The sequence below is a fragment of the uncultured Thalassospira sp. genome, assembly GCF_963976115.1.
In the GTDB taxonomy this organism is placed as follows: domain Bacteria; phylum Pseudomonadota; class Alphaproteobacteria; order Rhodospirillales; family Thalassospiraceae; genus Thalassospira.
Window position 1 is genome coordinate 105,760 of the sequence record NZ_CAXBJJ010000006.1, and the last position, 18,074, is coordinate 123,833.

The 18,074-nt window shown below is 53.3% G+C and carries 16 protein-coding genes; 4 read left to right on the top strand and 12 right to left on the bottom strand.

The genetic code is table 11. From position 1 onward, the window contains the following. Positions 1-46 precede the first annotated feature (46 nt). Positions 47-961, top strand: a complete 915-nt coding sequence (locus tag AAC086_RS08990) for a LysR family transcriptional regulator (protein WP_339777898.1) — start codon at positions 47-49, stop codon at positions 959-961. Here the strand turns inward: AAC086_RS08990 and AAC086_RS08995 are convergent. The 6 genes from AAC086_RS08995 to AAC086_RS09020 all read right to left on the bottom strand — a co-directional run bounded on the left by AAC086_RS08995 (position 958) and on the right by AAC086_RS09020 (position 7,573). Next, positions 958-1,665 carry a hypothetical protein gene (locus AAC086_RS08995; RefSeq protein WP_339777901.1) on the bottom strand — a complete coding sequence of 236 codons (708 nt, stop codon included), beginning with the start codon at positions 1,663-1,665 and terminating at the stop codon, positions 958-960. The genes AAC086_RS08990 and AAC086_RS08995 overlap by 4 nt on opposite strands. After that, the gene (locus AAC086_RS09000; protein ID WP_339777904.1) at positions 1,643-2,818 is read right to left on the bottom strand and encodes an AAA family ATPase; all 1,176 of its coding nucleotides are present in this window, start codon (positions 2,816-2,818) and stop codon (positions 1,643-1,645) included. Before AAC086_RS09000 ends, AAC086_RS08995 begins: the two co-directional genes overlap by 23 nt. 91 nt (positions 2,819-2,909) lie before the next feature. Continuing rightward, complete coding sequence (gene gluQRS, locus AAC086_RS09005; protein ID WP_339777906.1) at positions 2,910-3,746, bottom strand: tRNA glutamyl-Q(34) synthetase GluQRS; 837 nt, start codon at positions 3,744-3,746, stop codon at positions 2,910-2,912. Positions 3,747-3,769: 23 nt separating this feature from the next. Next, the gene (cobT, locus tag AAC086_RS09010; protein WP_339777910.1) at positions 3,770-5,686 is read right to left on the bottom strand and encodes a cobaltochelatase subunit CobT; all 1,917 of its coding nucleotides are present in this window, start codon (positions 5,684-5,686) and stop codon (positions 3,770-3,772) included. Between the two features lie 78 nt (positions 5,687-5,764). Further along, entirely contained in the window at positions 5,765-6,772 is a 1,008-nt protein-coding gene (gene cobS / locus AAC086_RS09015) for a cobaltochelatase subunit CobS (protein WP_339777914.1), read from the bottom strand. 153 nt (positions 6,773-6,925) lie between these two features. Continuing rightward, complete coding sequence (locus AAC086_RS09020) at positions 6,926-7,573, bottom strand: DnaJ domain-containing protein (protein ID WP_339777917.1); 648 nt, start codon at positions 7,571-7,573, stop codon at positions 6,926-6,928. Positions 7,574-7,744: 171 nt separating this feature from the next. Here AAC086_RS09020 and AAC086_RS09025 point away from each other — a divergent pair, with 171 nt between their 5' ends. Further along, entirely contained in the window at positions 7,745-8,029 is a 285-nt protein-coding gene (locus tag AAC086_RS09025) for a BolA family protein (RefSeq protein ID WP_339777920.1), read from the top strand. A gap of 205 nt (positions 8,030-8,234) precedes the next feature. Here AAC086_RS09025 and AAC086_RS09030 read toward each other — a convergent pair whose 3' ends face one another. The 6 genes from AAC086_RS09030 to AAC086_RS09055 form a co-directional block, all read right to left on the bottom strand. After that, positions 8,235-9,539: a hypothetical protein gene (locus AAC086_RS09030; RefSeq protein ID WP_339777924.1), complete on the bottom strand. Its 1,305-nt coding sequence runs from the start codon at positions 9,537-9,539 to the stop codon at positions 8,235-8,237. Between the two features lie 339 nt (positions 9,540-9,878). Then, a complete protein-coding gene (locus tag AAC086_RS09035; protein ID WP_339777926.1) occupies positions 9,879-10,469 on the bottom strand; it encodes a DUF2889 domain-containing protein in 591 nt (196 codons plus the stop codon). A gap of 135 nt (positions 10,470-10,604) precedes the next feature. Beyond that, on the bottom strand, positions 10,605-11,054 hold the full coding sequence (locus AAC086_RS09040) for a CBS domain-containing protein (RefSeq protein ID WP_339777929.1): 450 nt from the start codon (positions 11,052-11,054) through the stop codon (positions 10,605-10,607). A 241-nt stretch (positions 11,055-11,295) separates the two neighbouring features. Then, the gene (locus AAC086_RS09045) at positions 11,296-12,570 is read right to left on the bottom strand and encodes an HlyC/CorC family transporter (RefSeq protein WP_339777930.1); all 1,275 of its coding nucleotides are present in this window, start codon (positions 12,568-12,570) and stop codon (positions 11,296-11,298) included. A 163-nt stretch (positions 12,571-12,733) separates the two neighbouring features. After that, positions 12,734-13,852, bottom strand: a complete 1,119-nt coding sequence (gene aroB, locus AAC086_RS09050; RefSeq protein WP_339777932.1) for a 3-dehydroquinate synthase — start codon at positions 13,850-13,852, stop codon at positions 12,734-12,736. Continuing rightward, complete coding sequence (locus tag AAC086_RS09055) at positions 13,849-14,484, bottom strand: shikimate kinase (protein ID WP_339777934.1); 636 nt, start codon at positions 14,482-14,484, stop codon at positions 13,849-13,851. The genes aroB and AAC086_RS09055 overlap by 4 nt, the downstream gene beginning before the upstream one ends. A 394-nt stretch (positions 14,485-14,878) precedes the next feature. Here AAC086_RS09055 and AAC086_RS09060 point away from each other — a divergent pair, with 394 nt between their 5' ends. Further along, entirely contained in the window at positions 14,879-16,900 is a 2,022-nt protein-coding gene (locus AAC086_RS09060) for an antifreeze glycopeptide (RefSeq protein ID WP_339777937.1), read from the top strand. Between the two features lie 23 nt (positions 16,901-16,923). Further along, positions 16,924-17,865, top strand: a complete 942-nt coding sequence (gene xerD, locus AAC086_RS09065) for a site-specific tyrosine recombinase XerD (RefSeq protein WP_339777939.1) — start codon at positions 16,924-16,926, stop codon at positions 17,863-17,865. Positions 17,866-18,074: the final 209 nt, after the last annotated feature.

Below are 18,074 nucleotides of genomic sequence, written 5' to 3' on the forward strand. Positions count from 1 at the left end.
TCGATAATCTGCCAATTACCAAACACATTGTTCATATGGTTAAACAATGAAACAGTATTTAACCGAAATGCACAGCTTTGCCGCCGTTATGGAATATGGCGGTTTTACTGCGGCAGCAAAGGTTTTGAACGTTTCCAAGGGCCTGATCAGCCAGCAGGTCACCCGGCTGGAAGAAGCCCTGGGCACACAATTATTATTTCGCTCCACCCGCAAACTGGAGCTGACCGAAACCGGGGCGGCCTTTCTGGTTTATTGCCAGCGCCTTGGCGAAAATGCCGAAGCCGGTTTTGACGCGGTCGAAAGCCTGCGCAAAAGCCCGACCGGGACGGTTCGCATTACCGTTCCGGTTTCATTTGGCGAGATTTTCCTCAATGACATCATCACCACGTTTCAGGGGCATCATCCCGACATCGTGATCGAGCTGGAACTGGAAAACCGCTATCGCAATTTAAAATCCGATCCGGTCGATATGGCGATCCGGGCCGGTTTAACCGACGATCCCGACCAGGTTGCCATTCCACTGGGCCAGCTTTCCGAACTGGTCTGTGCCAGCCCCGCCTATTGGCGAACCAATCGGCCGCTGATCACCCCGACCGATCTGATCGACCATAATTGCATCAATAATTTCCATTATTGCAAAGACAATCGCTGGCTGTTTTTTGGCGCTGACGGCCCGCAATCCATTGTGGTACGCGGCACATTACGCCTGAACCATTACCCGCTGATTCGCAATGCAGCCTGCAATAATCTGGGAGTGGCCCGCCTGCCGCGATACATAGCCATGGCAGAGATTGCCGCAGGTCGGCTGGAAACCCGGCTCGACGCCTATAAATCCCCGCGCAGCCCCATCAGCCTTGTTTATCCTTATCAAGGCGCACTGCCGCTTAAAAACCGCCTGTTCATCGATTTTATCCGCAACTGGTTTCATACCCGGCCCGATCTGTTGGAATCACAAACCTAACGAATAGATTCTTCAAGTCTCTGTTTGAAATAGTTAAAACTTGGCATATCAATCTGCAAAGGATCTATCTGTCCGCTACAGATTAAATCATTAATTTCCCGCGCTGATTCCTGCCCATTTAAAGCTTCGCACAAACGTTTTTTCAGAGCATAGGGAGATCGATCATTACCAGGCGTGTTTTCCAACGCTTGACAATCCTGATATGGGGGATCTTTTACGGCACATAGTAGCCATGCTTCAGATTTGGGACGCGGCACCATTGGCACACCTCGGTCAAATCCTTCGGCATCAAACCCTGCCGTAATAGAATAGACCTTGTCCTCCCAAACACCCCGCCTTTGCGAAACGGTCCCATCTGCATCACGAAACAAAATAGCAACAGGCTGATCATCATTCTGTTCTTCAGCTTTCACCCGAGCCAAACGGGCCAAAGCCCTCGCATTTCGATGGAAAAACGCTGTTTCCTTTTTCGATTTTGCACCGGGAAAAGACATACCCTTTTTACCCGAACTAAGCCGCTTCGATGCATGAGAAAGTTCCGTTTCATGCACAAATTGGATGATCCCGGATTGCAATGCAGAATAGCTGTGATTTTCTTCAATGATTCGATCAATAAAATATGTCATCGGCCCAGCGACAAACAGGCCATGCCCATCTAAAGCTCCAATATCACTTGGACCTTCACCACTCACCAGATAGATCATGCTGTTTCAGTCCATTTTTGGGGGAAATTTCTTGGTAAAGTGCTTTTAAATCCGTATCGGCAAAAACTTCACCCGGCCCCATGACAGACAATTTTTTGCGCATTGAGGGAATATCGAAAAACCGGACAGCTTTGACAGCTCCGTCGATATTTCTATAAAGATAATTTACAGATTTGAGCGCGACTTCGTCGGGCAGATAATTAAGAATCAACGGACTATGCGTTGTGGTAATGACCTGAGGACGCGATTTCAGAACGACGTTCACCAATTCTTCTGTCAATTCCGGGTTAATTCCGTTCTCAATTTCATCAAATACAACCAACGCATTCTCACTTTGCAACAAAGCAAGAATAGCCAACACCCTCAACACACCGTCATTAATATGTTGCTGAAAAGTTGTTAAGTCAGTGCCACCATATTTTTCGACAAGAAAAAGTTCTTTCCAGCCCGAACGCATGGATTTCGTCTTAAAGTTTGAACCGGGATAAAATTTGGACGCAACATCATGCAATTTTTTCAAAGATTGTGGCGACATTTCATGGATCAATGCTGACAGCTTTTCTCCGCCCAAACCAAGGCTACCACTTGCCTCCCGGCTTCTTTTTCGAAGCGACTGGGCCGACAAGGCATCAAGCACCTGCATGTCCCGCCATAATTGCTTTATGCTACAAATTGCAGGCCAATCTTCCAGTTCAACATCTTTTAGCTGAAAGATATATGATCCCTTGTAATCCGTTCTAATTTTAGCACTTCTTTCCGGTTTCTCCAGGTTAATAAAAACCCCATCAGACACTCTGGCGACAGTTTTCCCGTCAACTTTAATCTCTTCCTGAGTACAACGCATAAGTGACCGGTTAAAGGAGGCGCGCCAGGAACCACGATCCTGACTATCTCCCGTTTTGAAATCAAACTCTAACTCAAATTCAATATTGGATCTCTTCTTCAACTTGGAATTTAAATCTGCGGCAGACCAATCGCGTGCACGCAGCCATTCATCGGTATTCCCTTTGGCAACACTGGAGACAAAATCAATAAATTGCAAAACAGTGGACTTACCCGCACCATTCAAACCAATCAAAAAGACAGCCTTGCCAAGTTTCAATTCAAAATCGACAAGTGCCTTGAAATTGTCGACATAGAGCCTTGTCAACATATCGAATTTCCTTTGCGGGAAGGATTCAGGCTACATCCTGATAACAAGTTCCTGCGATCAGAAGCAACTATAGAAAAAAGTATCCAGCTTGCTACAAAACGACCATATCAAAAATCTTCGCCACACAAACACCTTTGTCACGCATTGACCGCAAGGTTTCGGATTTATCGCGTTTGGCAAACCGTTTGCCATCCGGCCCGGTCAGCAATTTGTGATGGTGATATTCGGGGATATTGTAACCCAGTAATTCTTGCAGCAGACGGTGCAAATGGCTGGCAAAAAACAGGTCTTCACCGCGTGTTACCAGCGAAATCTCCTGCAAATGGTCATCTAGCGTCACCGACACATGATAGCTGGTCGGCGTATCCTTGCGTGCCAGCACCACATCGCCAAAAATTTCCGGTGTTGCCACCTGTCGGCCTGCGGCGCGGTCATGCCAGTATAATCGCTTGCCCCCCTGTTTTATTGCGCGGCTCATATCAAGGCGCAGGGCATAGGATTCCCCCGCAGCAATACGTTCGGCACGCTCAGACGCACTTAAATGACGACAGGTGCCAGGATAAAGGGCACCATCCGGCCCGTGCGGCGCATTGCCGATCCGGGCAATTTCCGCCTGAATGTCCTTGCGGGTGCAAAAACACGGATAGAGCAAATCCCGATCCGCCAATCGGTCCAGCACTTGCTGATAATCGTCAAAGTGGGCGGATTGCACGCGTACCGGCGTTTCCCATGTCAGGCCCAGCCAGGCAAGGTCTTCGTATATCGCCTCGATATATTCCGGGCGGGCGCGGGTTTGGTCGATATCCTCGATGCGCAGTAAAAACCGGCCATCATCACCGGCATTACGGGCGGCAAAAACAGCCGATGCCGCATGGCCCAAATGCAAATATCCGGTCGGGCTGGGGGCAAAACGGGTGACCTCACCCATTTTGCCAGCCCCGTATATTTATATTACCAGCGATCCTTGTCGCCATGTCCCTTATCCTTGGCCGTATCGGCCGCCACATGGCGCAGCGGGCGTTTGGGGCCGCGTTTGGGTTTTTCATCAAACAGATCGGAAAGTTCGCGCAGCATGGTGCCGCCCAGTTCTTCCGGGTCATTAATCGTCACAGCGTGCTGATAATAGCGCGTCACATCATGACCAATACCAATCGCCAGCAATTCCACCGGCGACCGAGTTTGAATCCAGTTAATCACTTCACGCAAATGCCGTTCCAGATAGTTGCCTGAATTAACCGACAGCGTTGAATCATCAACCGGTGCGCCATCGGAAATCACCATCAAGATCCGGCGTTGCTCATTACGCGCCAACAAGCGTTCATGCGCCCATAACAGGGCTTCACCGTCGATATTTTCCTTTAGCAACCCTTCGCGCAGCATCAAACCAAGGTTTTTGCGCGCCCGGCGCCACGGCGTATCGGCGGCCTTGTAAATAATGTGGCGCAAATCGTTCAGACGGCCCGGTTTGGGCGGTTTGCCCGCATCAACCCATGCTTCGCGCGATTGCCCGCCTTTCCATTGGCGGGTGGTAAAGCCCAAAATCTCGACCTTCACCCCGCAGCGTTCCAGCGTGCGCGCCAGAATATCGGCTGACAGGGCGGCAATGGTAATTGGCCGTCCGCGCATGGAACCGGAATTGTCAATCAGCAAGGTGACCACAGTATCGCGGAAATCGGTATCATGTTCGAGCTTGAACGACAGCGGCGTCGAGGGCATGGCAACGATCCGCGCCAGTTTGGCCGCATCAAGAATGCCTTCTTCCAGGTCAAAGTCCCACCCCCGGTTCTGCTGGGCCATCAGGCGACGTTGCAGCCGGTTGGCAATGCGCGAGACAACGCTTTGCAAGGCAGCCAGCTGCTTATCGAGCATCGCACGCAACCGGGCCAGTTCCATGCTTTCGCACAATTCATCGGCAAAAACGATTTCATCATATTCGCGCGAGAACGGCTCATATCCACGTTCTACCGGTTCGTTGCGGCCATCAAATTCCGGCTGTTCGCCCGGCCCGGCAGGTTGTTCTTCCTGCGATTGGGCTTCAAGCTGCTGGTCGTCAACATCGCCCTCGCCGGTTTCGGCATCATCCGCCCCGCTTTCCTGCTGCTGATCATCGCCGTTCGGGTCGGTTTCATCGCTGTCGCCCTGCTCGCCGCCCTGGCTTTCCTGTTCGTCATCCGGGGCGTCGTCGCCGTCTTGCTGGTCCTGATCGTCACCGTCTTTTTCAGGCGGCTCTTCGAGCAAATCGTCTTCTAGCGACAAATGATCCAGCAAGCGGCGCATCCCGCGCGAAAAAGCTTCCTGATCATCGATCATATTGCGCAGATCAGAAAGGTCGCTGCCGGCTTTTTCCTCGATCTCGGCGCGCCACAGATCGATCAGGTTGCGGGCTGAATCCGGGGCTTTTTCGCCGGTAAACAATTCACGTGCCAACATGCCAATGGCATCGGCAAAGGGGGCATCTTCGCGCGCAGTAAGGCGATGAAAGTTTTTTGCCTTGCAATCGGCATCTTCGTGGGCGCGCAGGTTTTTGCGCACACCGGGAAAATAACGCGACCCAACGGCTTCATAACGGGCGGTTTCCAGCGCTTCGTAAACGGCCTGGGCCTCGGCACTTTCGGGCATGCGTTTTTGATGCAGGGCCGCATCATGATGACGCAGCTTAAGCGCCCAGCCATCGGCAACACCGCGCAAATCGGCCACTTCATCCTTGGGCAGCGCCTGTTTGGGCATGGGCAGGCGCACATGTTCGCCATACCCGCCCGGGCGCCCGCCTTTGACAAAGCCGACCTCCAGATCATTGCGACCGGCGAGCGCACGAAATGTCGCCGCCGTGCCGCGCAGAAATCCGGAAAGCGCCTCGTCGTTTTTCATCGCTTGCAGTCTCGTATTGCTGGGGTTTCGGGCGTTGCGTCACAATTTGCAACGAACCTGAAGTCAGGGATGGTGCGCTTAACGCACCATCACATTGATTGCACTTTGCGGCAGTTCCTCGCCAAAGCAACGCTGGTAATATTCGGCCAGAATGGGCCGTTCTACCTCGTCACAGCGGTTAAGAAAAGTGACACGGAAGGCATAGGCGATATCGTTAAAAATCTCGGCATTTTCAGCGAGCGTAATCACAGTACGCGGACTCATCACGGTTGAAATATCGCCCGACACAAACCCCTGACGGGTCAGATTGGCAAGGGCCACCATTGCCTCGATCTTGCTGCGACCTTCGGCATTATCAAAACTGGCAACTTTGGCAGCAACGATGTTGGTTTCATCGGCAACAGACAGATAATTCAATGTCGCCACAATCGACCAACGGTCCATCTGCGCCTGGTTAATCTGCTGGGTGCCATGATAAAGGCCGGTGGTATCGCCCAGGCCAACCGTGTTCGATGTGGCAAACAACCGGAAAAACGGATGCGGGTGGATCACTTTGTTCTGATCAAGCAAGGTCAGCTTGCCATCAACTTCCAGAACACGCTGGATCACGAACATCACATCGGGGCGACCGGCATCATATTCGTCAAACACCATGGCCACAGGACGTTTCAGGGCCCAGGGCAAAATGCCTTCGCGAAATTCGGTAATCTGTTTGCCATCACGCAGAACAATGGCGTCCTTGCCGATCAGGTCGATACGGCTGATATGGCTATCAAGGTTGACCCGCACACACGGCCAGTTCAGGCGTGATGCCACTTGTTCAATATGGGTGGATTTACCCGTGCCATGATAGCCCTGAATCATCACACGACGATTGTGGGCGAACCCCGCCAGGATCGCCAGCGTGGTATCACGATCAAAACGATAGGTCGAATCGGCAGCCGGAACATGTTCACTGGTCTGGCTAAAGGCCGGGACCATCATATCGGAATCAATCCCGAAGGCCTCGCGGACAGAAATTTTGGTATCGGGTGCATCCAGCGGATGTTCCGCTGCACCACCGCTCGCTTCGTAACTTTGGCTCATAAGGACTCGCGCATTTTGGGGCCGGTTGATCCGACCGAATGTGTCATCTTCGTCATTAATAACGATTAAGCCGCCGCGGACAAAGGAAAGATACCGAAAAATTTTCCCGCGGGGCAAAAACCCGTGCCTGCACCCCCCATTCGCGCAAGCGGGTTATATCGAAACGCGTGCTTCGAGATCGCGAATATAGGTCATCAAACTCGAATAAGCAGCACTGATGGTTTTAAACCGTTCCTCGGCGCGCTTGTCCCCCCCGTTGGCATCGGGGTGGTATTTTTTCGATAGCTGTTTGTATTTGGACTTCAGCTCGTCTTTGGAAAACGGCCAGCCCAGATCCAGTGTCGCCATTGCCATTTGCTGTTCACGCGGCATGCCAAGGGCCCCGGCCTTGCGCGCGGCATCTTCGGCATTGCGTTCACGACGGTGGGTATTGGGGTCGCCACCTGGTCCATGATGGGTTTGTTCACCTTCTTCGTTGAAAAAGCCAAAACCATCAGAAAACTTGAAATCGAATGGTTTTTTGGCCCCGCGAATATGGCCAAATCGCCAGGTCGGGCGTTGCCAATGGGCGTCGCGGCGCACATGTTCTTCGATATCATCGGCTTTCATGCCGCTGAAATAGTCCCAGGACTTGTTGTATTGCCGCACATGCTCCAGACAGAACTGATAATAGGTGCTGAGTTGGCGGTCCTTGGGGGCTCTGAATTCCCCATGCTCCGCACAGCCAGGCCAATCGCACTCTGGCAGATCGGGCTCGCTAAAATACAACGTCTTGCGTTTGTTTCGTTGCGCTCTGTTCATGGAGGTTTATATGTTCGGAACATTCAAGAGATGCAATATCATATGTGCCGATTGCGAATGATAAAAGGGTTGAAAAAATTTACGGCTGCTCCTTTCCGTCGCAAAAGAACGCCAAAGTTACCGCGATTTTAAAGAAATCGAGCCATCCTTCCAACGATTAGAGAATGTTACATGCAAGTTGCCCAGCAAATCCGCGAGATCATCACCGCCCGGTTCACCCCGGCCAAACTTGAAATTATTGATGATTCCGCCAAACATGCCGGTCATTCCGGTGCGGACCCCCGGGGCGAGTCCCATTTTTCAGTATTGATCGTTGCCGATTGTTTTGACGGCCAGAATCGCGTGAACCGGCAGCGCATGGTTTATAGCGCGCTCGACGATCTGCTTAAAAACCGGGTTCATGCCCTGGCCTTGAAAACCATGTCGCCAAGCGAATGGGCCAATATTGCCAAATAAAGACTAAATGTTTAAACATTTAGGGCATCCCACCATGATTTCAGCCCGAGACCCGATGCAGGTTCGGGGCGGAATTTTACCCTCGTGCCCAAGCGAACTGTCCTGATGGATATGATGGATATGAGATGGCAACAGGTGGGGTGTGTGCAAAACAAAGCGAACCGGCAAATCAAACGCGCACCTGTTTCAGTGCTGGTGCTGGTTCTCAGTCCTGGCTGGTCAGGGCTGCCGTCACATCCAGCCCGACGGTCAGCGCGCCCAGCACGTCGCCGTTTTGCGGGTCTGTCACCGGCATCGTAATTTGCGACAAAAACTTTGATGACGACGGGTCATAGTAAATATCGGCGATTTGCACGGCATCGGCGGTTTTTTCAGCAAAGATGTTAAATTTGGCTTCGCTCGACTGATCATAATTGCTGGTCGGGCTGGACATGCCAATGATCAGCCCCTGACGATCAAAAATGAAAGCCTCGGCGAAACGAACATCGCGGTTACGATAGGCACGTTGCAAATAGGTGGAGACATCATTTTGCAAAATTTCGGCCGCCAGGCGCGACGCGGTTCCATTGGCACTGGCTTCCTGCCAGTCGCGGTCCAGCGCCACAACTTTGTCCGGGCTAACAATAGTGCCGGTTGCCGGGTCCTGTTGGTTGGCTTGGTTGCGCAGGGCGTTGATCAGTGCCGGGGCCCGCATCAGTTGGCGAATCCTCACCACTTCTTCGCGCATGATCCGGTCTTGCTCGTCATGATCAAGTTTGACCACGGCAGGCTCGCAGGCATCAAGGGCCCGGTTCAGCTTTTTCAGGATTTCAGGGTTCTCTTGTATGTAATTGTGGGCAAAATACATGACCAGCGGCATATAACTGGCAAAACGCTCGCTAAAATCATCGGCGTTCAGGTTCAAATCTTCGCGTTTCCTGGCAAAGGATTGCTGATCCGTCACGGCAAAATCAATCCGACCTTTTTGCAGCAACGCAATCAAAGACCGCAATGAAGGCGCATGAACCACATCAGGATATCCCTGATCGAGAATCCATTCTGCTTCGTTTGAACCAAGAACCGCCCCAACCGTTACATTCTGGTCGGGATGGGGAACACGCGACGGACCGTCATTGACATGATGACGTGACACCCAAACCCATTTTTCCAAGGCCAGCGGCAATGTTGGCTCGGCGTAACTTGCCATTTCAGGTGACAGCCGCGACAGGAAAAAACCGTCTGCCTGACCCTTGCGGGTCATATCGCGGTTGCGCTGGCGGGGGGCAAGGGTGATGCCGTAATCGACATCGATTTTTCGAAATGCACAATCAAGCCGACGGATTGTTGTGCCGGTCAACGCACCGTTATCAAATTCCTGGTAGGGCGGCTGCAAATTTGTCTGAAGGACGAGAAAACGCTTGCTGGCAGGGTCCGCCTTTGCACGGTGATATCCTGCCAGCCCGGCAACCACACTTAAAAACAACATCAGGGCCAGTTGTTTTCCACCCCGATAAATCCTCACCTGTGCCATAACCGTCCCCAAGCAATACCCTATCCCACATACCTATCCAATATTGGGGCAAGAACGCTTGAAGACAATCTCTTTCGAGTAGCATACCTGATCTATAGTCTAGTATATTAAACAACACCTTGCAAAACATACATCTTCAGCAACCGAAAATCGCTCTGTCGCGGCGGTTTGCCGCCAGAATTTAATAATTCTTGGGGAATATGCCCCATACCCGTCACGAGTCCCGATTGCCAAACCGGCAGGTTTTAACCGTCGTCCCCGGTTGTTCCCTCAACGCCCGCTGCCATCAAACACCCTGACCAGACAGGACATATTGAAACGAATGTGCATCTTTCGTGATTAATCCGGATCGGGGCCAGTATAGTTATCGGGGGCGATACGTTTTACAGCGGCCCCGTCACTGCGCCAGCCATGGCAACTGTTTACCAGCGGGTTTTCGCGCTTGCGCGGCGTTGCCATGCCTTCCTGTTCCTGGCGTTGTTGTTTTTCAGCGGCTTCGCGCGCACGAATTGGAAAAATGGTTTGAAAGGCCGTGGTTGCCACCGGCCCCATAAGTTCCGTCAAATGGGTACATCCATGAATACCGCCAACCCGTTCACGTATTTGCCGTTTTAATCCCGTACCAATTTTCAGCCCCACCAGCTTTTTGTAATTTGGGGCAATTTCTCCACAGGCCGCAAACGGCGCATGATCGGTTACGGCTTCGGCGTCCGTGATAACCATGTCATTGCCCACGGTAATGCGCAGCCACATCTGATGGATCGGCACCCCGGCGGGGATTTCGCCGCGATCATAATTGGCAAAGCCATAGGTTTTAACATCGGTGATATGCCCTTCAATATCCCACAGGCCATCGGCACGCCGATAACCGGTGCAGGTTATTTTTCGGGTATGTATGTGTTCTCGCGGAGCGGGTTCTGACAGGGGCATTTTTCTCTCCTTTACGTAAACGTAAAGACAGAACAAGCCTCTGTGTCAACTCAGAAACGCACTTTGCAAGATCAAGCCGTCGCCTTTGGCGATGCAATCAGACCTTAAAACAGCAAAATGCCGGAGCCATAAACCTTAGGCAACGCCGTAATCCGACCCGAAAATGAACTTTTCACGGTCACGCACTTCGTCTTCCAGCCCCTCCTTGACCACATTGAACAAATCACGGATGGAGACCATGCCTACAACGGTTTCCCCGTCCACCACCGGCAAGTGGCGATAACGGTGAATGCTCATCAGAGCCAGCGCATCTTTGGCGCTGTCGTTGGGGCGCAGGGTATCGGGGTTGGCCGTCATCACGTCGGCAAGTGCTGTTTTGGCGGGGTCAAGTTGCTTTGCAACCACCCGGTTCACCAGATCGCGTTCCGTAAAAATACCGGCAAGCCGGGCAGAATCATCAACGACAATGACCGCACCAATTTTGCGTTCGGTCATCAGTGACACCGCATCCATCACGGAATCGGCAGGGTTAAGGGTGGCCAGGGATTGTTCCTTCACGAGACCCGGTACGATTTTTGTGTCCATTTTGTCTCTCTATGCGGTTTGCTGTTGCCGTTACATGGCACCACTGGCGAACCGGCGCAAAACCGGCGGGAATGCCATCAGACAAATTTTAACCGATAAGTAGAACATTTGCGACCATTTAACACGTAAAACCATAAATAGCCGATCACAAAACACATCAGCCCGCAGGAATGCTGCGGGCTAATGTGTTCTTTAAACAATGGTTTCGGGTCGTCAGCCGGTTTTGCAAAAAGAGACCCGCTTAGCTATCGTCGCTTGCAGGCACACTGTCACCCTGGCGCAGTTTTACCCGCGTCACCTGATTGCGCACCCGGCGCAAGACTTCAAATTCCAGCCCGTGAAAGCGAAACTGCTGCCCAACATCGGGAATACGCCGGGTTTCATAGAGCAAAAGCCCGGCAATGGTGGCCGCTTCCTCGTCTGGCAATCGCCAGCCGAAACGACGGTTCAGGTCGCGAATGGTCACATCGCCGCGCACAATGACAGAGCCATCGGCCTGCGGCTGCACGCCGACCACCTCGACATCGGTTTCATCGGCAATATCGCCAACGATTTCTTCCAGAATATCTTCCAGCGACACCACACCTTCAAAGGCACCATATTCATCGACAACAATCGCGAAATGCTCGTGCCGTTCCTTAAAGGCCTTTAACTGGTCGGCCAGGGTTGTCGAATCGGGAATAAACCACGGCTTTGCCGCAAGTTCGCGCACGGCTTTGGCGTTTTCAGGTTTGTTACCCCGTACAATCGCCTTTAACACTTCACGGGCATGCAACACACCAACAATGTTATCGGGGTCATTCTCATAAATCGGAATACGGGTGTGCGGGCTGGCCAGCACGGTTTCCAGAATTTCATCCATCGAGCGCGACACATCAATCATCTGCACCTTGCGACGGTGCACCATGATTTCCCACACGCCGACATCATCAAGGTCAAGAATACCGTGCAGCATCGCCCGTTCAGCCTGATGATCGCCAATCACTTCGTCATCGGCATGCAGTTCAATTGCCCCGCGCAATTCGCGTTCGCTGTCGGTACCAGGGCCGTCGCCACTGCCAAACAAATGCATGGTGGCGCGCACAATAAACTGGATGGTTTCGGTAACGGGGGCAAAAAGCGTAACCAGAAACTTCATCGGCCGTGCAACGCGCAACGCCATGCTGTCAGCATGTTTCAGCGCATAGGTTTTGGGCATGATTTCCGCAAAAATCAGCACCAGGGCGGTCATTGCGGCTGTTGCATAAACCACGCCGTTGGGGCCAAAAGTGGCAATCATCACCGATGTTGCCATCGCCGATGCCAGAATATTGACCAGGTTATTCCCCAGCAGGATCGCGCCAATCAGCCGTTCCTGGCGTTCGCGCAGGCGATTGACAATAATAGCGCGGGCATCACCATTCTGTTCCTTGTGATGCATGATCGAACGCGATGCCGCCGTCAGGGCCGTTTCCGACCCCGAAAAAAACGCCGACAACATCAGCAGAATAAAAATCACGACAATCGTGATTGTCATTTGGTCCCCTCGTTATCAGAAGGACAATTTTTGCCCTTCAAGTTCAGCCAAACAATGTATCACACCTGCCAGCCCGAATAATCAAAACCGGCAGGATCAATTCGTATCAATGCCTGTCAGCGCATCACAATCGCCACAAAAGAACGTCACCCGTCGCTTGCGCCTAATTGGATTGGCACGACCGTGAAATAGCCGACCGCATTTTGCCGACATCCATTTCGCGCGACGTAAACGCCTTGCCAATGCCCCGGGTCATAACAAAAGTAATCTGCCCGTCGCGAACTTTTTTATCGTGCGACATGTGGCTGATCAACCGGTCAACGTCCCAGTGCACACCGGCAATTTGCGATGCCCGCACCGGCAGGCCCACCGCAACCAGATGTTTAATGATCCGGGCTGTCTCCTGTGCCGGTGCCATGCCCATTGCCGCACAGACATCATGCGCAATGACCATGCCCATTGCCACGGCTTCCCCGTGCAGCAACCGCCCGTCATAGCCCAGTTCGGCCTCGAATGAATGCCCAAAGGTGTGCCCCAGATTAAGCAGGGCGCGCTTGCCGTTTTCGCGTTCATCCTGCGACACGATCCGCGCCTTGGCCGCACAACTGCGTAATACCGCCTGTTTACGTTCATCACCATCTTTGGCAATCACGGCCGGGGCGTTGATCTCCAGCCAGTCAAAAAATTCGGGATCATCAATAAGGCCATATTTTGCTATTTCGGCATAGCCCGCCAGAATTTCGCGTTCCGGCAAGGTATCAAGCACGGCGGTATCGGCCAGCACCAGCCGCGGTTGATGAAACGCACCCACCAGGTTTTTACCCGATTTGGAATTAATCCCGGTTTTACCGCCAACCGAACTGTCAACCTGGGACAAAAGGGTTGTCGGGATCTGGACAAAATCCAGCCCGCGCAGCAAGGAAGCCGCCACATACCCGGCCAAATCACCAATCACCCCGCCGCCCAGCGCAATAATCAGCGTTGAGCGTTCAATGCCGCGCGCCAGAATTTGTTCAACCACCTCTTCAAAGCAGGCGAAACTTTTTGAGGCTTCGCCCGCAGGCACCACAACACTGTGATGCCGGATGCCCGCGCGATCGAGCGATGCCGCCACAATTGGCAAATGCAGTTTGGCAACTGTGGCATCGGTGATCACGACCACCCCGGCCGATTTCGCAAACGGGGCCACATAAGTGCCGGTTTCGGGTAACAACCCGCTGCCGATCACGATGTCATAACTGCGTGCGCCCAGTTCGACGCGAAGGGTTTCAGCACTGTTCAAGATTTCAACTTTCCATTGTCATCAAAGGCCTCTGCCAAGGCGGCAAGAACCCCGTCGCGGGTATCCTCTTTCGAGGCATCCCCACAATCAAATGTTACATTGGCACCGGCATAAACCGGATAGCGCGTTTCAATCAGCTCGGCCAAAATCTGGCGCGGATTCCCTTTATTTAACAACGGGCGATGCGGACGCCCCGCTGTCCGATGAACCAGCACTTCCAGATCGGCCCGCAGCCAAACCGAAACACCCTTTTCCAAAATAAGTTTACGGGTTTGTTCACGGATAAAAGCACCACCGCCCGTCGCCAGAACAACCGGGTCGCCTTCAAGCAAGCGCGCAATGACGCGTTCTTCGCCATCGCGAAAGGCATCTTCGCCATAAAGCCGAAAAATATCGGCGATCGAGCAGCCCGCAGCTTCCTCGATTTCGCGATCGGCATCGACAAAAGGCAGATCAAGCGTTTTGGCAACCATACGGCCAATGCAGCTTTTGCCCGCCCCCATCAAGCCAACGAAAACCAGCGACCGGTTGTTTAACCTGGCACTGATCGTTGCTAATATATCCGTGTGCAAACCCGAATCGGCAATTTTGCTCTCCATGACCGGTTTGCAATCCTGTTTTACCATGTTCATACGGTCCCTTGACCGCCTGAGACGTGTTGACACTGTTGTACAATTCTTTAGGGCACGGTTGCGCGGAACGCAAGCAAACCGCACGGAGAATTGACGATCAGTATGCCCAACTTCACCATGATCGTAAAATTGACATGCAATTATTAACGTTCTCGGCCCTAGACTGCCTTGGTCCTGCCGAATTAGGATGTAACCAGTTTTTCGCAATATGACTGATGTCTCGGTCAGAACACCCAAACCAAAGCTTGAGAGCCCATGAAAATTCTATCCCGGATCATTCTTTTTCTGATTATCGCGGTTATCGCGGGTGGCGCCATTTTCCTTGTGACCTGGGATATACCGGCACCGACATCGCAAATCGAACAGCCCATCCCTGATTCGAGGTTCAATTAAAATGCGTCCAGGCACCACCAGGGCCTGTGTCTTTGCCTGCCTGACCGGGTTGGGTACATTGATGCAGGTTATCCCCGCCCAGGCCCAGCAAGGCCCCGTTCCGCTGTTTTTGCAAAACCGCAATGCCGATACCCAAACCCCGTCACAAGATGGGGCCACGGCCACCGGTGCAACACCGACAGCACCGGGACAAAATGACGGAACACCGGGTGGCGCCACAGGATCGCAACAAGGCATACCCCAGGGACCCAATGGGGTTTTTGGCTGGGGCAAAAAGGGCACCAGCCTGAACACCCCGACGGACCCTGATGCGGTGCAAACACTTGAACTAAACGCGGTTGATGCCGAATCGGTCGGGGTCCTTGATCGCGATTCAGGTGGCTTGGGCGCGGATATGTGGTCTGGCAGCAGTCGCCTGACCGCAGCCAACCTGATTGACGGCCTGCCCGACCACCCTGCCAATCGTGCCATGCGCAATCTGGAACGGCGAATATTGCTGAGCATTGCCGCCGCCCCGGCCGACCACAAAGACATCAGCCTTGTGGCCCACCGCATTGCAAAACTGCAATCAATCGGGGCCTATGGGGATGTTGCCCGGCTGATCAGCGTGACATCGCAAAACAAACCCGCCGCCGACCTTGCCGAAGCCGAAGTCAACGCTCTTTTGGTAACCGGCCAGCTTGACGATGCCTGTGCCGCGATTGATGGATACGGCACCCGGTTCGATACATCGTTCTGGTTAAAGGCAGCGGTCTATTGCCAGCTCCGCAGCAAAAACACATCCTCCGCCAGCTTTAGCACCGATCTGGTGCGCGAAGTCGAAGGTGAAAGCGACAAGCTGTTTTTTGCCTTGAACAAGGCCATTCGCAATGGCGGCAACGTTCCAACCGCTCTTTTGGTCAATTTGCGCCCGCTTGATGTGGCCATGTTGGAACTGACAAAACAGGGCCTGCCCGCCAGCCTGTTACAAAATGCCGACGCCCCCACCCTGATCGCGTTTGTCAAAAGTGCCAATACCGCATCTGATTTAAAACTTGAGGCGGCACGCCTTGCCGAACGGCAAGGTTATATTACCACCGATGAACTGGCGACCGTATACAAGGCCGTTACGTTCAGCTCCGCCGAACTGCAAGATGTGCTTAATGATGCCAGCGAAAGCGCGCCAGCCCGCGAATATGCCAAGCTTTACCAAGCGGCCGCCAAGTCCGATGTGCCGGCAGTACGGGCAGAAATTCTGGCCCATATGTATGACAATGCGCGTAACAATGGCGACTATGGCCAGATTGCGCGCCTGTGTGCGCCATTGCTTGAAGATGTCCCCATCAATAACGATTTTGCCTGGTTTGCCACCGATGCGCTGGCCGCATCAATTTACAGCAACGACCTTGAACGCGCCGGGGGATGGCTGTCGCAGGCCAAGGCATCGGCCAATGCCGGTAACGCGCTTGAAGGCCGCCTGATTGTTCTATACCCGGCACTGGCTTTATCCGGGCTGGAAGACACCGGCGCAACCGATGGCGAAAGCGCCACAAGTACCGGCCTTGCCGCGATCAGGAATTACGGATTGGGCGGAACGGTAAAACCAACCCCGCCCCTGACCGAAACGGCCCCGACATCGCAGGCCCAGGCCAAACACCGGGCACGCATGGATGAATGGGCCGAACAGCAAATGGCGCGTGACGACCAGGTGGCGGCACGGAATGACGCCGAACTGGTCTATAGCCTGTTTGCCGCTTTTGGCATCGAAGTCCCGGAAAAATTGTGGGACAACCTGCTGGTTCAGCCCTATGTCGTTTCGGGTGCCGTTCCCAATGCCGGGGTGGTTCACAAACTGGCACAGGCCGCGCGCAACAATCAGCGCGCAACTGTGGCGTCGCTGGTTGTCATCGCCAATGGCGGCATCAGTGCCGATCTGCAAAACCCGGTTTCACTGGGCCAGTCCATCGCCGCCCTGCATATGGTGGGGCTGGAGGGCGACGCACGACGCATTGCCGTTGAAACGATCATGGAAAATGGCCTGTAAACGATCATGGGTAAAAGAACGACATGGTGACACACCCGCGTGACGACCGGCTTGTTTCCGATTTTCTGGAAATGATGGCGGCTGAACGCGGGGCCAGCCGTCATACGCTTGATGCCTATCGCCGCGACCTTGACGATTATAGCGCATCTTTACAGGCGGCAAAAACCAGCCTGTCACAGGCTCAACCCGATGATGTGCGTCGATATCTGGGTGAATTGGCCGATGCCGGGCTTGCCGCACGTACGCAGGCCCGCCGCCTGTCGGCGGTGCGACAGTTTCACAAATTCATCTATGGCGATGGCATTCGCAACGATGACCCGTCGGCCCATATCGACAGCCCCCGTCTGGGCATGGTGCTGCCCAAATTTTTAACCACCGATGAAATTGACCGCCTGATCGATACTGCCAACCGGCAAGATGGCATCAAGGGGACCCGTCTGTTGGCGATGGTCGAACTGCTTTATGCCACCGGGATGCGGGTTAGCGAACTGGTCGAACTGCCCTATAGTGCGGTCGCCCGTGACCCGCAAATGCTGGTGGTGCGCGGCAAGGGCAACAAGGAACGCCTGGTTCCCCTGTCGGCCCCGGCCAAACGGGCATTGGTTACCTATATTGAAATCCGCGATGCGTTTATTCCCCTTGATAGCGGCGGCCAACCGGGGAAATCGATCTATCTGTTTCCCTCTCGTGGCAAAACCGGCCATCTCACCCGGCAAATGTTTTTAAACATGATCAAGGATCTGGCCCATAAGGCAGGCATTGCGCGCTCACGCGTGTCCCCCCATGTGCTGCGCCATTCCTTTGCCAGCCACCTTTTGGCCAATGGGGCAGATCTTAGAAGCCTGCAACAAATGCTGGGCCATTCCGACATTTCAACAACCCAGATCTATACCCACGTGATCGAGTCCCGATTGCGTGGCCTTGTGCAGGAACACCACCCGCTTGCGCATAGAAAGCCCGGTTAGGACAGGTTTTGGCGCACAGCTAATCCCGTGACAGCCGGTTCATTATCAATACTTTTGTATAACTACCCGAAACCTTATACGCGACTATTTGACGCTTGATTGATGTTGTCATCTATCGGTCATTCAATTGTCATCAAAGTGATACCAAAAGTGCGCTAACAGCATGTTGATTGCAGCCTGCCAAGACAACGAGGTTGCTTAACGATCCG

What these genes read in the sequence shown, in the direction of transcription:
- cobT (WP_339777910.1), bottom strand. Translation starts at nt 5,686, where the DNA reads ATGAAAAACGACGAGGCGCTTTCCGGATTTCTGCGCGGCACGGCGGCG.
- AAC086_RS08995 (WP_339777901.1), bottom strand. Translation starts at nt 1,665, where the DNA reads ATGATCTATCTGGTGAGTGGTGAAGGTCCAAGTGATATTGGAGCTTTA.
- AAC086_RS09020 (WP_339777917.1), bottom strand. Translation starts at nt 7,573, where the DNA reads ATGAACAGAGCGCAACGAAACAAACGCAAGACGTTGTATTTTAGCGAG.
- gluQRS (WP_339777906.1), bottom strand. Translation starts at nt 3,746, where the DNA reads ATGGGTGAGGTCACCCGTTTTGCCCCCAGCCCGACCGGATATTTGCAT.
- AAC086_RS09055 (WP_339777934.1), bottom strand. Translation starts at nt 14,484, where the DNA reads ATGAACATGGTAAAACAGGATTGCAAACCGGTCATGGAGAGCAAAATT.
- AAC086_RS09030 (WP_339777924.1), bottom strand. Translation starts at nt 9,539, where the DNA reads ATGGCACAGGTGAGGATTTATCGGGGTGGAAAACAACTGGCCCTGATG.
- AAC086_RS09045 (WP_339777930.1), bottom strand. Translation starts at nt 12,570, where the DNA reads ATGACAATCACGATTGTCGTGATTTTTATTCTGCTGATGTTGTCGGCG.
- AAC086_RS08990 (WP_339777898.1), top strand. Translation starts at nt 47, where the DNA reads ATGAAACAGTATTTAACCGAAATGCACAGCTTTGCCGCCGTTATGGAA.
- AAC086_RS09000 (WP_339777904.1), bottom strand. Translation starts at nt 2,818, where the DNA reads ATGTTGACAAGGCTCTATGTCGACAATTTCAAGGCACTTGTCGATTTT.
- AAC086_RS09060 (WP_339777937.1), top strand. Translation starts at nt 14,879, where the DNA reads ATGCGTCCAGGCACCACCAGGGCCTGTGTCTTTGCCTGCCTGACCGGG.
- AAC086_RS09040 (WP_339777929.1), bottom strand. Translation starts at nt 11,054, where the DNA reads ATGGACACAAAAATCGTACCGGGTCTCGTGAAGGAACAATCCCTGGCC.
- AAC086_RS09025 (WP_339777920.1), top strand. Translation starts at nt 7,745, where the DNA reads ATGCAAGTTGCCCAGCAAATCCGCGAGATCATCACCGCCCGGTTCACC.
- xerD (WP_339777939.1), top strand. Translation starts at nt 16,924, where the DNA reads ATGGTGACACACCCGCGTGACGACCGGCTTGTTTCCGATTTTCTGGAA.
- cobS (WP_339777914.1), bottom strand. Translation starts at nt 6,772, where the DNA reads ATGAGCCAAAGTTACGAAGCGAGCGGTGGTGCAGCGGAACATCCGCTG.
- AAC086_RS09035 (WP_339777926.1), bottom strand. Translation starts at nt 10,469, where the DNA reads ATGCCCCTGTCAGAACCCGCTCCGCGAGAACACATACATACCCGAAAA.